Origin of the sequence: Affinundibacterium flavidum (genome assembly GCF_014284175.1) — a bacterium.
Lineage (GTDB): Bacteria > Pseudomonadota > Gammaproteobacteria > Burkholderiales > Burkholderiaceae_D > Undibacterium > Undibacterium flavidum.
The window spans coordinates 29,484-45,039 of the sequence record NZ_JACOGA010000001.1 but is presented as its reverse complement, the minus strand read 5'-3'; the positions used below and the strand labels follow the sequence as shown (position 1 = coordinate 45,039).

Genomic DNA, 15,556 nt, shown 5'->3' with positions numbered 1-15,556 from the left:
AAAGACTTAAGAAGCCAGAGTGCTCTTAATTGCATCGATACAGCTTTGCAATAAAGAGCCCGGCATGATACCTAAAGCTAACACTGCCAATCCATTTACGCTCAACACGATCTTCAAATCCATGTGTGCGACGATCGGTGTTGTCTCAGTCGGCTCTTCAAAATACATGACCTTAACGATACGCAAATAGTAGAACGCACCGATCAAAGAGAACAGGACTGCAGCCACTGCCAGCCAGATTTGACCTGCAGCAACAACTGAACTTAAGACAGACAATTTTGCATAGAAGCCCATCAATGGAGGAATACCTGCCAGGGAGAACATCAACAACAACATAATGAAGGCAAACCACTTGCTACGCTTATTCAAACCTTTAAGGTCAGCAATATTTTCCGCTTCAAAACCGGCGCGAGACAGTAACAAGATGATGCCGAAAGTACCCAAAGTCGTCATGACATAAGTAATCGCATAAAACATCGATGCACTGTATGCTTCACCAGCCAGAGTGACATTGCCGTTCGATACGCCAGACAAGAAACCAAGCAGCATAAAGCCCATTTGAGAAATGGTGGAGTAAGCCAGCATACGTTTCAAATTTGTTTGCGCAATCGCAGTGATATTACCGATCGCCATCGACATCACTGCCAATACCATGAGCATCTGTTGCCAATCTAGGACTTGTGGGAATAATCCCTCCACTAATAAGCGGAAAGTAATCGCGAAAGCCGCTAATTTTGGTGCACCACCCAACAGCAAAGTCACGACTGTTGGTGAACCTTGGTAAACGTCTGGTACCCACATGTGGAATGGCACAACACCCAATTTAAAAGCCAGACCAGCGACTAAGAAAACAATGCCGAATACCAATATCGTTTTATTCGCTGTCGCAGAAGCAGCAATTTTTGACATCTCATTCAAATTCAATGTGCCTGTTGCACCGTACAACATTGAGATACCGTATAACAAGAAACCTGACGCCAAAGCACCCAATACGAAATACTTCATCGCCGCCTCAGTAGATACCGTGTGATCACGGCGCAAAGCTACTAAGGCATATAAAGCCAAAGACATTAATTCTAAACCGAGGTAGATAATCAAAAGATTATTCCCGGAGATCATGATCATCTGGCCCAACAAAGAGAATAAGGCAAGGGTATAGAACTCACCGCCCAACATACCTGTGGTCATGCCACGATCAGTTGCGTACTGGCGGCCGTAAATAAAGGTCACGCCAACAGCGATGTAACTAAACATTTTTAATAAATTAGACATCGCATCTGAGACAAACATATTGTTGCTCAGATAAACCGAAGTGCCACTAGTCGCATTCATCGTCAACACGCCACAAACACCAAGAGATAATAGGCTCAAGGCATAAGTTATATTTCGCTTGTCATCACCGAGAAACATGTCGACCAATAAGATCGCACAGATCGACAACAGCAAAAATACTTCTGGATAAAGTGATGGTGGAATCAGGTTCATATTATCGATTTCTAATTTCTAATTTCTAATAGCAACTACGGAGCAATTTTGGATGCTGCAACATGCTTCAACAGATCCGCCACAGACACTTGCATCGCATCGGTGAACGGCGCTGGATACAGCCCCATCGCAATAACTGCAATTGCCAATACGCCCAACATAAAGAATTCGCGCTTATTCAAATCAACCAACTTGGCAACGTGGTCATGCGTAATCGCGCCAAACACCACACGTTTTACCATCCACAAGGAATATGCTGCGCCAAAGATCAAAGCAGTTGCCGCCAACATACCAATCCAGAAATTGAATTTGACTGCACCAATAATCACCATGAATTCGCCGACAAAACCAGAGGTTGCTGGCAAGCCGCAATTGGCCATTGAGAACAATACAAATAATGCAGCAAACTTAGGCATGGTATTTACTACCCCACCGTAGTCGGCAATTTCACGTGAGTGCACGCGGTCATACAAAACACCGATACACAAGAACATCGCGGCAGAAATGAAGCCATGGGAGATCATCTGTACTACGGCCCCCTGGACTGCTAATTCATTAAACATGAAGAAGCCCAAAGTGACAAAACCCATATGCGCAATCGAAGAATACGCTACCAGCTTCTTCATGTCTTTTTGAACCAAAGCGACTAAACCAATATAAATCACAGCGATCAACGACAAGGTAATCATCATGCCAGACAGATAGTGACTCGCATCTGGAGCGATAGGCAATGAGAAACGCAAGAAACCATAGGCACCAAGTTTCAACATAATTGCCGCCAACACTACGGAGCCACCTGTAGGCGCTTCAACGTGGGCATCAGGCAACCATGTATGCACCGGCCACATAGGAACTTTAACCGCGAATGCCATTAAGAAGGCAACGAACAACAATATCTGTACATGCAGGGATAAAGGTAATTGGTGCCAGACTTGAATATCAAACGAACCGTTGGACTTGAAGTAGAGATAAATGATCGCGACCAATGTCAACAATGAACCCAATAAGGTGTATAGGAAAAACTTAAACGCCGCGTACACACGATTCGGACCACCCCAGACACCAACGATGATGTACATAGGAATCAAAGTCGCTTCAAAGAATACATAGAACAACAATCCGTCAGTAGCACAGAACACACCGATCATGAGGCCAGACAAGATCAAAAACGCGCCCATGTATTGAGCCACATTTTTCTCTATCACCTCCCAAGCGGCAATCACGACGATCACAGTGATGAAAGCTGTCAGTGGTACTAACCACATCGAAATGCCATCAACACCTAATGCGTAGAAAGCGTTAAAGCGTTCAATCCAGTTCATACGTTCAACGAACTGAATGCCATGCGCGGAATTATTGAAACCTTGAATCACAGGAATAGTGACTGCAAAACTAAACAAGGAACCAACCAAAGAAACGAGACGAACCAAACTTGGGTTCTTATCACGACCAAAAGCTAATACGAAAACGCCGAATGCGATTGGTAACCAGATCGACAGGCTTAATAATGGAGAATTTGACAGCATCATGATTATCTTATTATGGTCATTTATTTAGCAAACGGGAGCGGCATGAAATAAATCAAGAAGCCTAAGACACCCAAAATCATTACCAGCGCATAGTGATAGATGAAACCCGTCTGGAACAAACGAATCAATTTGGAAAATAAACCTACCAGTTTCGCACTACCATTGACGACCAAGCCATCAATCAAACCTTTATCACCAATATTCCACAAACCACCACCCAACAAACGCGCGCCACCAGCGAATACGATTTCGTTGAATTTATCCATGTAGTATTTATTGTCGAGCAAAGTAAATACTGCACTGAATTTCTGCTTGATCATGGCTGGAATCGACGGTTTGACCATATAGAAGAAATAAGACAACGCAACACCTGCCAAAGCTAGCCAGAACGGTGGCGTCATCAAGGCATGAATACCCATTGCTTGCCAACCATGGAATTCTTCTTTCAACTCACCCATCGCATGGTGAGCGTGGTGATCAATGAAAATCACGTCCTTAAAGAAATCTCCGTACAACATAGGTTCTATCGTATACAAACCGATCAATACGGATGGAACCGCCAACAAAGCCAAAGGTACCCAAACTACCGCAGGTGACTCATGTGGCTTTTGGCCCGGAGCCAAACCATGGTGGTGATCGTCATGATGATCATCATGACCGTGTGCATCGTGAGCGTGACCAAAATTCTCTTTACCGTGGAACACTAAGAAGTACATGCGGAAAGAATAGAAAGCTGTCACGAACACACCCGCCAACACCGCAAACTTCGCAAATCCGGCACCAGGCAAATGCGACAGCATGACCGCTTCAATAATCGAATCTTTTGAGTAGAAACCTGAAAAGAACGGCGTACCAATCAATGCCAAAGAACCTAACAATGAAGTAATCCAAGTTACTTTCATGTACTTACGCAAGCCACCCATGTTGCGGATATCTTGATCGTGATGCATACCGATAATGACGGAACCTGCTGCTAAGAACAACAAAGCCTTAAAGAATGCATGTGTCATTAAATGGAATACAGCAACTGAATAAGCTGACGCGCCCAAAGCTACAGTCATGTAACCCAATTGAGATAAGGTTGAATAGGCAACCACACGTTTAATATCGTTTTGAATAATGCCGAGGAAGCCCATGAACAAAGCGGTAATCGAACCGATGATCATGATGAAATTCAAAGCGGCATCGGACATCTCGAACAATGGTGACATACGCGCCACCATGAAAATACCAGCAGTCACCATCGTTGCCGCATGAATCAAGGCGGAAATTGGCGTAGGACCTTCCATTGAATCTGGCAGCCACACGTGTAAGGGGAATTGCGCAGATTTACCCATCGCACCGATAAACAAACAGATACACGCAACCGTGATCAACATCCAATCAGTACCTGGCAACATCAACGGTGCGAGGTCTGCTTTCTTCGCAAAAACTTCGGCGTAATCCATGGAACCAGCGTAAGCCACCAATAAACCAATACCTAAGATAAAACCAAAGTCACCAACACGATTGACTAAGAAGGCTTTCATATTCGCGTAAATCGCTGTTGGCTTGGTATACCAGAAGCCAATCAACAAATAGGACACCAGGCCCACTGCTTCCCAACCAAAAAACAATTGCAAGAAGTTATTGCTCATGACGAGCATCAACATCGAGAAGGTAAATAAAGAAATATAAGCGAAGAAACGGTTGTAGCCTTCATCTTCCGCCATGTATCCAACAGTGTAGATATGCACCATCAAAGACACGAAGGTCACTACACACATCATCATCGCAGTCAGACTATCGACGAGGAAACCTACTTCCAGTTTCAAACTACCAACCGTCATCCAGTGATACAAAGTGGCATTGTATTTGGCGCCATCGAGCACTTGCGACAAAGTCATGCAAGACAAGATAAACGCGATCAATACACCAAGAATCGTCGCACTATGCGATACCTTGCGTCCGACCAGATTGCCGAAAAATTTTGTGCCTAACAGACCTGCAATCGCTGAACCAGCGAGTGGCGCTAATGGTACTGCCAGCAATAAATGTGGGTTAAGTTGCCCCGCCATAATGACCCTTTGTTATCTTAATTCTTATAAATTCTCGAACTGCATTCAAACCAAGAAGACTGTTACTTACTTTAGCCTTTTTTAGCCTTTTTTAGCCCTTAAGCGTACCCAAATCTTCAACATTAATGGTGTCAAGATTACGGAACATCACCACCAAAATCGCTAAACCAATTGCCGATTCTGCCGCAGCCACAGTCAAAATAAAGAACACAAAAATCTGCCCCGCCGCATCGCCCAAATAATGCGAGAACGCGATGAAGTTCATATTCACTGCCAACAACATCAATTCAATCGCCATCAGCAACACGATGATGTTTTTGCGATTCATGAAAATACCAACCACTGAAATCGCAAATAAAATTGCGCCCAGTATCAAAAAATGTGTCAGTGTTAAAGTCATTTATGCACCTGTGTTTTCTGCATTTGCCTGCACATCTGCTTTTGCATTCGCACGATCAGATTCTGCTTTCATACTAACGATACGGATACGATCAGCGCGTTTCACTTTTACCGCAGCCGCTGGATCAAAATATTTACTGTCTTTACGGCGACGCAAAGTTAAAGCAACGGCAGCAACGATTGCCAACAGCAGAATTGCCGCAGCGACTTCAAAGGCAAACACGTAATTAGTAAAAATCTCCAAGCCCAAGGCTTTCGTTCCACCGATCTGTGATGCAGCAGCCGGTACATTGTTATCCGGGCGCAAGAAGCCTTTTAATAAGACCGCAGACATTTCCAGCGCAACGATCACGCCGACAATTGCTGCTAAAGGTAAACGTCCCCAGAAGCCTTCGCGCAATTTATCGATATCGATGTCTAACATCATCACCACAAACAAGAACAAAACCATCACCGCACCGACATACACTAACACCAGCACGATTGCTAAGAACTCAGCTTTCAACAACAACCAGATTCCGGCTGCAGTGAAAAAAGACAGCACCAAAAACAAAGCAGCATGTACAGGATTACGAGCCGTAATCACCTGAGTGGCAGCGATAATTAAGATCGCTGAGAAGGCATAAAATAATGCAGTAACAAAATCCATAATTCAGCTCTTCCAGTCTTAGCGGTATTTAGCGTCAGCTTGACGCGCTGCCGCGATTTCTGGTTCGTAACGATCACCCACGGCAAGCAACATCTCTTTGGTGAAATACAAATCACCACGTTTTTCACCGTGATATTCCAAAACATGCGTTTCCACAATCGAATCCACTGGGCAAGATTCTTCGCAGAATCCACAGAAAATACATTTGGTCAGATCGATATCGTAACGAGTCGTGCGACGCGAACCATCTTCGCGCTGATCTGATTCAATTGTGATCGCCATGGCCGGGCAAACTGCTTCACACAATTTGCACGCGATACAACGCTCTTCACCATTGGGATAACGACGTAAAGCATGCAAGCCACGGAAACGTGGTGATTGCGGCGTCTTTTCCTCAGGGAATTGCACCGTAATCTTGCGCGCAAACATATAGCGACCAGTCAAGGCTAAACCCTTGATCAACTCGCGCAGCATTAAGCTGCCAAAGAAATCCTTAATTGCTTCCATTATTTGCTTCCAATATTTACCAGCATTATTTACCGGACTTATTCGCTAATATTTTTCTTTAGCTAATTATTTCCAAATGTTCCAGGAGGTTTGCATCCACCCTGCGACGATCACCAAGTAAGCGAGCGTCAGTGGTATAAATACCTTCCAACCTAAACGCATAATTTGATCGTAACGATAACGCGGGAAAGACGCACGTGCCCAGATAAACAAAGAAACCACGAAGAAAGTTTTCACACCTAACCAAATCCAACCCGGCAGGTAGGCTAACAAACCTAACACTGGAACTGCATGACCAATCGGGGAATTCCAACCACCGAGGAACATCAATGATGCCAATGCAGAAATCAAAATCATATTGGCATATTCAGCGAGGAAGAACATCGCAAACGACATACCAGAATATTCAACCATATGACCAGCAACGATTTCAGACTCGCCCTCAACGACGTCAAACGGATGACGATTTGTTTCAGCGATACCAGAGATCACATACACGACAAACATCGGTAACAAAGGCAACCAATTCCATGAAAGAAAATTCCAACCATGTTCGGCGAAGTAGCCTTTAGATTGACCATTCACTACGTCAGTCAAATTCAAGCTACCTGAGACCATCAATACGATCACTAATACAAAACCCATTGCGATCTCATAAGAAATCATTTGAGCAGAAGCGCGCATCGCACCGAGGAAAGCATACTTAGAGTTAGAAGCCCAACCCGCGATGATAATGCCGTAGACTTCCATTGATGTAATTGCCATGATCAACAGCAAGCCAGCGTTCACATTCGCCAGTACAACTTCAGGACCAAAAGGGATGACCGACCACGCAGCCAAAGCCGGCATAATAGTCATAATCGGTGCAATCACGAACAAGACTTTATTCGCTTTGGCTGGAATGATAATCTCTTTCAACAGCAACTTCAAAGCATCGGCGATAGGTTGCAACAGACCTGCAGGACCGACGCGATTTGGACCTAGACGTACGTGCATCCAGCCTATCATCTTACGTTCCCACAATGTCAGATAGGCGACGCAGCCCATGACTGGCAAAGTGATGCAGACGATCTTGACCAAAGTCCACACTAAAGGCCACAAACCACCAAGGTATTGCACGCCATAAGATTGAACCGTATCTAAGAAATTCATTATGCACGCTCCACATTAATTGGGCCAAACATCGCACCCAGTTGATGCGTTGCCAAAACACCGGCTGCCACGCGCACGACTGTCGCTGGCAATGTTTTATCTAACTTTGCCGATGCCATCACAGATGAACCAGCCTGTGTCAACTTCACATAGTCGCCATCCGCGATACCGAGGCGGGTAAATTCTGCTGCGCTCAAGCTAACGCCAGCCGCTTTAGCATCGGCAGTGCGTTGCAAGGATTCAGCACGACGTACGATGGCGTCGGTGCTGTAAATAGGCACATCAGAAACGCGTTCCAAACCAGCGACGGGTGAAGAAGACGCAATCGCCACATCGGCAATATTATTCAATTTAGCGGACAAATCCGTTTGACCTTGACCCAAAACCGCATCACGAACCGCCTCTGCCGTTTCAAATTCGAAATTATCCAAGCCCAACAAGTTACCGAGTACACGCAAGACTTTCCATGCTGGACGGGTATCGCCTAATGGCTTCACCACACCGTGGAAGCTTTGTGCAAGACCTTCGCAGTTGACGAAAGTGCCGGCTGTTTCTGTGTATGGAGAAACTGGCAACAACACATCTGCGTATTCCATGCCATGTTTAAACGGTGACATCACGACGACCATATCGGCTTGTGCCAATACTGCTTGCGCTTGATTCGTATTCGCAAAATCAAGTTCAGGTTCAGCATTCAACAACACGACCGCTTTGCGTGCATTGCTGAGTAAGCTGGCAGCTGCATCAGCATTCGCAGGAACAGCATCTGCCAGATAAGCACCAACTGTATTTGCTGCTTCCGTCAGATAACCAAATCCTGCGCCAGTGTTTTGTGCGATCCATTGTACCAAGGCGTGAATCTTAGATGCATCAGGATGCTGCGCCGCCGTATTTCCGAGGAATACGCCAGAGGAAGCTGCATCTGCGCCTGACAATAAGCTTGTAGCAATTGCTTGTGCTAAATCTGATACTGTGACATCTGCCAAGCCAGCAGGTTTCGCAACTTGCTTAGCTGTTGCCACTGCGGTAGCGACCTCAGCCAAGAAAGACAACCATGCGGATGGCGCTAAAACTGCCTTATTCGCGACTTTCATCAACAGTTCATCGTCAGTCGCATGCAATACACTGAGTTTTGCACCTGACTTCACTGCCTGACGCAAACGTGCTGCCAGCAATGGGTGATCTTTACGCAGAAAAGATCCGATCACAAAAACATTTTTCAATTGTGCAAACGATGCAATCGACATGCCCAACCATGGCTTGATCTTAGCTGTCAGTGCAAAGTCAGATTGACGTAAACGCGTTTCAATATTCTCGGAACCCATGCCACGCACTACGCGTGACAACAAGCTCATTTCTTCTAATGTAGAATTAGCAGTCGCAATACCAGCAATCGAATTCGCACCGTGTTCATGCTTCACATTTTTCAAACCATGTGCCACATATTCCAAGGCTGTTTGCCAGTCTGTTTCTTGCCATTGGCCGCCCTGCTTTAACATCGGCTTAGTCAAACGATCAGCGCTATTCAAACCTTCATAAGCGAAACGATCTTTATCTGAAATCCAGCATTCGTTCACCGCGTCATTTTCCAGAGGAACGACACGCATTACTTTATTATTTTTGACTTGAACGATTAAATTTGAACCGAGACCATCGTGTGCGCTGACGGACTTACGACGTGACAATTCCCAGGTACGTGCCGAATAACGGAAAGGCTTAGAAGTCAATGCACCAACTGGGCACAGATCAATCATATTGCCAGACAACTCTGAATCAACCGTTTTGCCAACGAAAGAGGTAATTTCTGAATGCTCACCACGACCCAGCATACCAAGTTCCATCACGCCTGCAACTTCTTGACCAAAGCGTACGCAACGTGTGCAGTGAATACAGCGGCTCATCTCTTCCATGGAGATCAAAGGACCTACGTTTTTATGGAAGACTACGCGTTTTTCTTCTTGATAGCGTGAGCTCGTTTTACCGTAACCTACTGCCAGATCTTGCAATTGGCATTCACCACCTTGATCGCAGATTGGGCAATCCAATGGGTGATTGATCAGCAAAAACTCCATCACATCTTTTTGTGCCTTGACCGCTTTATCGCTATTCGAACGAACGATCATGCCTTGCGTCACTGGTGTTGCGCAGGCAGGCAAAGGTTTAGGAGCTTTTTCAACTTCCACTAAACACATGCGGCAGTTCGCAGCAATCGACAATTTTTTGTGATAGCAAAAGTGGGGGATGTAAGTGCCAAGTTTATTGGCAGCTTCCATGACCATGCTTCCCGCAGGGACTTCTACTTTCTTGCCGTCTATTTCAATTTCAACCATGGTGTGCTCTGGGTACGCTAAGCGAATAAATATTCAGACTTGAATGAATTTTCAATTCAAGAACAAACTAAAGCCTTGTTTATAAATAAGTCGGAACCAAGCAATGCTTATGCTCGATATGGTATTCAAACTCTTCACGGAAATTCTTAATGAATGCACGAACTGGCATCGCAGCAGCATCACCCAAAGCGCAAATCGTGCGACCTTGTATACCATCAGCAACTGCATTTAACATGTCCAAATCGTCAGGACGTCCCTGACCATTTTCGATACGATGTACCATGCGATACAACCAGCCCGTGCCTTCACGACATGGCGTACATTGACCACAAGATTCTTCGAAATAGAAATACGACAAGCGCAATAAAGATTTGACCATGCAACGCGTTTCATCCATTACTATGACCGCGCCAGAACCAAGCATAGAACCAGCCTTAGCGATGGAGTCATAATCCATGTCGGTCGCCATCATCACATCACCAGTCAAGACTGGCATGGAAGAGCCACCTGGAATAACTGCTTTGATCTTCTTGCCATCACGCATTCCACCAGCCAACTCTAACAAAGTCGCAAACGGTGTGCCCATAGGGACTTCGTAATTACCTGGTTTTGCCACGTCGCCAGACATGGAGAAAATTTTCGTACCGCCATTATTTGGTTTGCCCAAAGCGGCGTAATTTTCACCACCCATTGCCAATACAAACGGCACAGCAGCAAAAGTTTCAGTGTTATTGATGGTCGTCGGCTTACCATACAAACCAAAGCTTGCAGGAAACGGTGGCTTGAAACGCGGTTGACCTTTTTTACCCTCTAAGGATTCCAACAATGCTGTTTCTTCACCGCAGATGTACGCACCATAACCGTGGAAAGCATGTAACTGGAATGAGAAATCAGAACCGTGAATACGATCACCCAACATATTCGCCGCGCGCGCTTCTTCTAGAGCTTCTTCGAAACGGTCATAGTCAGCGAAAATTTCACCGTGAATATAATTGTAGCCAACAGTAATACCCATCGCGTACGCACCGATCGCCATGCCTTCGATCAAAGCGTGCGGATTGTAACGAATGATGTCGCGATCTTTAAATGTGCCTGGCTCACCTTCATCGGTATTACAGACCAAATATTTTTGACCTGGGAATTGGCGTGGCATGAAGCTCCACTTCAAACCAGTTGGAAAACCTGCACCACCACGACCACGCAAGGAGGAAGCTTTCAGCTCCGCAATCACTTGCTCTGGCGGGATTTTTTCATCCAAAATACGTTTTAAAGATTGATAGCCACCGCGCGCGATATAGTCTTGTAGGTGCCAGTTTTTTCCGTCTAAGCCAGCGAGAATCAGTGGCTTGATATGGCGATTATGTAGACTCGTCATTATTTACCTGCTTCTGTTGTTTGGCTTAATTCAGTCACTAGAGCATCAATTTTGTCATTCGACATAAAGCTGCACATACGCTTATTGTTCACCAATAGTACTGGTGCGTCACCGCAAGCGCCCATGCACTCGCCTTCCATCAAGGTGAACTGACCATCAGCACTGGTTTCTTTGTAGTCCAAACCTAACTTTTGCTTCAAGTGATGCGCTGCACGTTCACCGCCAGACAAAGCGCATGGTAAGTTCGTACAAACAGTAATTTTATGTTTACCGACCGGCTTGGTATTGTACATATTGTAGAAGGTCGCAACTTCTTGCACTGCAACGGCAGGCATACCGATGTAATCGGCAACAAACTGCAATACCTCTGGTGATAACCAACTGGTTTCATCCTGGGCAATCGCCAAGGCTGCCATCACTGCAGATTGACGTTGATCCGCAGGGAATTTTGCCAATTCGCGATCAATTTTCTTTAATGCTTGCTCTGATAAGACCATCGCTTTTGCCTCAAATATCGACCTTTGATTAAGGTCGATCATCTATCAATATTTAATCTACAAATAACCAATCAACGGTCGATTTCACCGAACACAATATCTTGCGTACCGATAATCGTGACCGCATCGGCGATCATGTGACCTTTTGCCATTTCATCTAAACCTTGCAGATGCGGGAAACCTGGTGCACGAATCTTCATGCGATATGGCTTATTCGCACCATCCGATATCAGGTAAATACCAAATTCACCTTTTGGATGCTCGACTGCGGAATACACTTCACCAGCAGGAACATGGAAACCTTCAGTAAATAATTTAAAGTGATGGATCAACTCTTCCATATTCGACTTCATATTTACGCGGCTTGGTGGCGCGACTTTATGATTAGTCGACATCACTGGACCCGGATTATTCCGCAACCATTCTACGCATTGCTTGATGATGCGATTTGATTGGCGCATTTCTTCGACACGCACCAAATAACGATCATAACTATCGCCATTTACGCCAACCGGAATGTCGAAATCTAACAAGTCATACACTTCATAAGGTTGCTTCTTACGCAAATCCCATTCGATACCGGAACCGCGCAACATAGGACCAGTAAAGCCCATTGCCAAAGCACGCTCAGGAGACACCACGCCAATACCAACCAAACGCTGCTTCCAGATACGATTATCGGTCAACAAGGTTTCGTATTCATCGACATATTTCGGGAAACGATTGGTGAAGTCTTCAATAAAATCGAGCAAAGAACCTTGACGATTTTCATTCAACAATCGAATGGCTTTTTCGTTTTTGAGGATAGATGCCTTATGCTTAGGCATTTCATCTGGCAAGTCGCGATATACACCACCTGGACGATAGTAAGCAGCATGCATACGCGCACCAGAAACCGCTTCGTAGCAATCCATCAAATCTTCACGTTCACGGAAGGCATACAACATCACCGCCATCGCGCCAACGTCAAGACCATGCGCACCGATCCACAACAAGTGATTCAAGATACGCGTAATTTCATCAAACATCACACGAATATACTGCGCACGCAAAGGCACTTCCAAACCGAGCATTTTTTCAATTGCCATGACGTAGGCATGCTCATTGGACATCATAGACACATAGTCCAAGCGATCCATATAAGGAACAGATTGCAGAAATGTTTTTTGCTCGGCTAATTTTTCAGTTGCGCGATGCAACAAGCCGATGTGCGGATCCGCACGTTGAATAACTTCGCCATCTAATTCGAGCACCAAACGCAAAACACCATGCGCTGCAGGATGCTGAGGACCAAAGTTTAAGGTGTAATTTTTAATATCAGCCATGTTGCGTCCTTAACCCTTAATCCCGTAATTTTCTTCACGAATAATACGTGGCGTATTTTCACGTGGCTCTATCGTCACTGGTTGATAAACCACACGCTTTTGATCAGCGTCATAACGCATTTCTACATAGCCAGAAACCGGGAAATCTTTACGGAAAGGATGACCGATAAATCCGTAGTCAGTCAGAATACGACGCAAATCATTATGACCATCAAACAAAATACCGAAGAAGTCAAACGCTTCACGCTCATACCAATTTGCAGTACTCCACACATCTACCAATGAAGCGACGAGTGGAAATTCATCATCCTCTGCAAACACGCGAACACGCAAACGCCAATTATGTTTAACCGAGGTCAGATGTGAGACTACTGCGAAACGCTTACCATCCCAGATTCCATCGCCATAAGTTGAATAATCAACGCCACATAGATCAATCAACTGTTCGAAGCAAGTCGCGGCGCTATCGCGCAAATCAAACATTACTTGCAAATAATCCTTAGCAGAGACAACAACAGTCAGTTCACCCAGCGCCAAATGCGACTGCATGAGTCGCTCGCCGATGACACCTTTCACTGCTGACTCGAGATTTTCTAGTTTGGTAGTCATTTTGCTTTAGTTTGTAAATTTCTCTGCCAGCAAAATTAGCGGGCAATAGTATTGGTACGCTTAATCTTGTTTTGCAACTGAATAATGCCGTAAATCAGCGCTTCTGCAGTCGGAGGACAACCGGGAACATAAATATCAACCGGCACAATGCGATCACAACCACGCACCACAGAGTAAGAGTAGTGATAATAACCACCACCGTTTGCACAAGAACCCATGGAGACAACCCAACGTGGCTCTGCCATCTGATCATAGACTTTACGTAAAGCTGGCGCCATTTTATTGCACAAAGTTCCAGCAACAATCATCACATCAGATTGACGTGGAGATGGGCGAAACACCACACCAAAACGATCTAGATCATAGCGAGAACAACCAGCGTGCATCATCTCAACTGCACAGCAAGCCAGACCGAATGTCATTGGCCACATCGAACCTGTTTGCGTCCAATTAATCAGCTTGTCCAAACTAGTGGTAACAAAGCCTTCGCTTAACACGCCTTCAATTGACATAAGCTTTTCCTATCAGGTCACTCCCAGTCGAGGGCGCCCTTTTTCCAGATGTACCAAAAACCGACCGCAAATTCCAAGATGAAGCCTAGCATCACCAAGAAACCAGTCCACCCCAATTCCTTCATGGAGACAGCCCATGGAAAGAAGAAAGCAGTTTCGAGATCGAACAAAATAAATAAAATCGCAACGAGATAATAACGCACATCAAACTTCATACGCGCATCTTCAAAGGCTTCAAAGCCACACTCATAGGCTGATGTTTTTTGACTATCTGGTCGGTGCGGCGCGAGAATACGCCCAAGAACTTGCGGAACAATACCCACCGCAATACCAACCAAAATAAAGAGAAGAACTGGGAAATAATTTTCGAGGTTCACGTTAGCTTATCCGTATAAAAACGCAACATTGAGATGTTAATTGCTTGATTGAGTGATTGCTCAATTCAACTTAATTCGCAACCACTTCCTCGATCAAATCAAACAGAGAAGTTTGACTTATTCTATGGTGCCGACGACGAGACTCGAACTCGTACAGCTTTCGCCACTACCCCCTCAAGATAGCGTGTCTACCAATTTCACCACGTCGGCATAAGCCCAGCATTGTACTCGGTTCAGCTCAATTGTTCAACGCACAATTGCAGCAATTCAAGATTTTTTTGCCGGGCAAACTGATCTACATTAAGTTATTTAGGGATTTCAGTTGTTTGACTTGCAGTTGCAGAAGCAGAAGGTGCAGCCGACACTGCAGCAGTTGCTGAAGCACTCGCTTTCGCTGCCGGCAAGTTATCCATTACACCAACAGAAGAAGGCGCCTTGTTCGCACCAAAGGAAGTCAAAATCAAAGTCGCGATAAAGAAAACCGCAACAGCAACTGCTGTCGATTTTGACAAAAAGTTGGAAGAGCCCGTAGCACCAAACAAGCTACCAGATGCACCAGAGCCGAAGGAAGCTCCCATGTCCGCGCCTTTACCATGCTGCAGCAAAACCAAACCAACAATTACCAAAGCAGAAATTACCTGCACAATCATTACCAAAGTAGCCAAAGAAGTATTCATTTAAAACATCCGATCAAATTTAATCTTTTACAAATCACATCTGAGAATTTCGCTTGAAATCTCAAAACTCTTACAA

Annotated in this window: 15 protein-coding genes and 1 tRNA gene; all 16 read right to left on the bottom strand. The window is 45.1% G+C overall.

What is annotated here, in order from left to right; all coding sequences use genetic code 11:
* Positions 1-6 precede the first annotated feature (6 nt).
* A complete protein-coding gene (gene nuoN, locus H8K55_RS00180; protein ID WP_222612298.1) occupies positions 7-1,485 on the bottom strand; it encodes an NADH-quinone oxidoreductase subunit NuoN in 1,479 nt (492 codons plus the stop codon).
* Between the two features lie 35 nt (positions 1,486-1,520).
* On the bottom strand, positions 1,521-3,014 hold the full coding sequence (locus tag H8K55_RS00175; RefSeq protein ID WP_186940009.1) for an NADH-quinone oxidoreductase subunit M: 1,494 nt from the start codon (positions 3,012-3,014) through the stop codon (positions 1,521-1,523).
* Between the two features lie 20 nt (positions 3,015-3,034).
* Positions 3,035-5,071: an NADH-quinone oxidoreductase subunit L gene (gene nuoL, locus H8K55_RS00170; protein ID WP_186940008.1), complete on the bottom strand. Its 2,037-nt coding sequence runs from the start codon at positions 5,069-5,071 to the stop codon at positions 3,035-3,037.
* A 91-nt stretch (positions 5,072-5,162) separates the two neighbouring features.
* Complete coding sequence (gene nuoK, locus H8K55_RS00165) at positions 5,163-5,471, bottom strand: NADH-quinone oxidoreductase subunit NuoK (RefSeq protein WP_186940007.1); 309 nt, start codon at positions 5,469-5,471, stop codon at positions 5,163-5,165.
* Positions 5,472-6,119 carry an NADH-quinone oxidoreductase subunit J gene (locus tag H8K55_RS00160; RefSeq protein WP_186940006.1) on the bottom strand — a complete coding sequence of 216 codons (648 nt, stop codon included), beginning with the start codon at positions 6,117-6,119 and terminating at the stop codon, positions 5,472-5,474.
* A gap of 18 nt (positions 6,120-6,137) precedes the next feature.
* On the bottom strand, positions 6,138-6,626 hold the full coding sequence (gene nuoI / locus H8K55_RS00155) for an NADH-quinone oxidoreductase subunit NuoI (RefSeq protein ID WP_186889854.1): 489 nt from the start codon (positions 6,624-6,626) through the stop codon (positions 6,138-6,140).
* A gap of 66 nt (positions 6,627-6,692) precedes the next feature.
* Positions 6,693-7,778, bottom strand: coding sequence for an NADH-quinone oxidoreductase subunit NuoH (gene nuoH, locus H8K55_RS00150; protein WP_186940005.1), 1,086 nt, complete (start codon positions 7,776-7,778; stop codon positions 6,693-6,695).
* Complete coding sequence (gene nuoG, locus H8K55_RS00145) at positions 7,778-10,108, bottom strand: NADH-quinone oxidoreductase subunit NuoG (RefSeq protein ID WP_186940004.1); 2,331 nt, start codon at positions 10,106-10,108, stop codon at positions 7,778-7,780. Before nuoG ends, nuoH begins: the two co-directional genes overlap by 1 nt.
* Before the next feature lie 79 nt (positions 10,109-10,187).
* Positions 10,188-11,483, bottom strand: a complete 1,296-nt coding sequence (gene nuoF / locus H8K55_RS00140; protein WP_186940003.1) for an NADH-quinone oxidoreductase subunit NuoF — start codon at positions 11,481-11,483, stop codon at positions 10,188-10,190.
* Positions 11,483-11,980 (bottom strand): NADH-quinone oxidoreductase subunit NuoE, encoded by a 498-nt coding sequence (gene nuoE / locus H8K55_RS00135; RefSeq protein ID WP_186940002.1) that lies wholly within the window; start codon positions 11,978-11,980, stop codon positions 11,483-11,485. The genes nuoF and nuoE overlap by 1 nt, the downstream gene beginning before the upstream one ends.
* A gap of 71 nt (positions 11,981-12,051) precedes the next feature.
* Positions 12,052-13,305, bottom strand: a complete 1,254-nt coding sequence (locus H8K55_RS00130; protein WP_186940001.1) for an NADH-quinone oxidoreductase subunit D — start codon at positions 13,303-13,305, stop codon at positions 12,052-12,054.
* A gap of 9 nt (positions 13,306-13,314) precedes the next feature.
* Positions 13,315-13,914, bottom strand: a complete 600-nt coding sequence (locus H8K55_RS00125) for an NADH-quinone oxidoreductase subunit C (protein WP_186940000.1) — start codon at positions 13,912-13,914, stop codon at positions 13,315-13,317.
* Positions 13,915-13,949: 35 nt separating this feature from the next.
* Complete coding sequence (locus H8K55_RS00120; RefSeq protein WP_186923149.1) at positions 13,950-14,426, bottom strand: NuoB/complex I 20 kDa subunit family protein; 477 nt, start codon at positions 14,424-14,426, stop codon at positions 13,950-13,952.
* Positions 14,427-14,443: 17 nt separating this feature from the next.
* Entirely contained in the window at positions 14,444-14,803 is a 360-nt protein-coding gene (locus H8K55_RS00115) for an NADH-quinone oxidoreductase subunit A (RefSeq protein WP_186939999.1), read from the bottom strand.
* 125 nt (positions 14,804-14,928) lie between these two features.
* Positions 14,929-15,013 (bottom strand) — tRNA-Leu (locus tag H8K55_RS00110).
* A gap of 95 nt (positions 15,014-15,108) precedes the next feature.
* On the bottom strand, positions 15,109-15,480 hold the full coding sequence (gene secG, locus H8K55_RS00105) for a preprotein translocase subunit SecG (RefSeq protein WP_186939998.1): 372 nt from the start codon (positions 15,478-15,480) through the stop codon (positions 15,109-15,111).
* Between the last annotated feature and the right edge of the window lie 76 nt (positions 15,481-15,556).

Coding starts and splice junctions, on each gene's coding strand:
- nuoF (WP_186940003.1), bottom strand. CDS start 11,483: ATGACGAGTCTACATAATCGCCATATCAAGCCACTGATTCTCGCTGGC.
- nuoE (WP_186940002.1), bottom strand. CDS start 11,980: ATGGTCTTATCAGAGCAAGCATTAAAGAAAATTGATCGCGAATTGGCA.
- H8K55_RS00160 (WP_186940006.1), bottom strand. CDS start 6,119: ATGGATTTTGTTACTGCATTATTTTATGCCTTCTCAGCGATCTTAATT.
- secG (WP_186939998.1), bottom strand. CDS start 15,480: ATGAATACTTCTTTGGCTACTTTGGTAATGATTGTGCAGGTAATTTCT.
- H8K55_RS00130 (WP_186940001.1), bottom strand. CDS start 13,305: ATGGCTGATATTAAAAATTACACCTTAAACTTTGGTCCTCAGCATCCT.
- nuoI (WP_186889854.1), bottom strand. CDS start 6,626: ATGGAAGCAATTAAGGATTTCTTTGGCAGCTTAATGCTGCGCGAGTTG.
- H8K55_RS00125 (WP_186940000.1), bottom strand. CDS start 13,914: ATGACTACCAAACTAGAAAATCTCGAGTCAGCAGTGAAAGGTGTCATC.
- H8K55_RS00120 (WP_186923149.1), bottom strand. CDS start 14,426: ATGTCAATTGAAGGCGTGTTAAGCGAAGGCTTTGTTACCACTAGTTTG.
- nuoH (WP_186940005.1), bottom strand. CDS start 7,778: ATGAATTTCTTAGATACGGTTCAATCTTATGGCGTGCAATACCTTGGT.
- nuoL (WP_186940008.1), bottom strand. CDS start 5,071: ATGGCGGGGCAACTTAACCCACATTTATTGCTGGCAGTACCATTAGCG.
- H8K55_RS00175 (WP_186940009.1), bottom strand. CDS start 3,014: ATGATGCTGTCAAATTCTCCATTATTAAGCCTGTCGATCTGGTTACCA.
- nuoK (WP_186940007.1), bottom strand. CDS start 5,471: ATGACTTTAACACTGACACATTTTTTGATACTGGGCGCAATTTTATTT.
- nuoN (WP_222612298.1), bottom strand. CDS start 1,485: ATGAACCTGATTCCACCATCACTTTATCCAGAAGTATTTTTGCTGTTG.
- nuoG (WP_186940004.1), bottom strand. CDS start 10,108: ATGGTTGAAATTGAAATAGACGGCAAGAAAGTAGAAGTCCCTGCGGGA.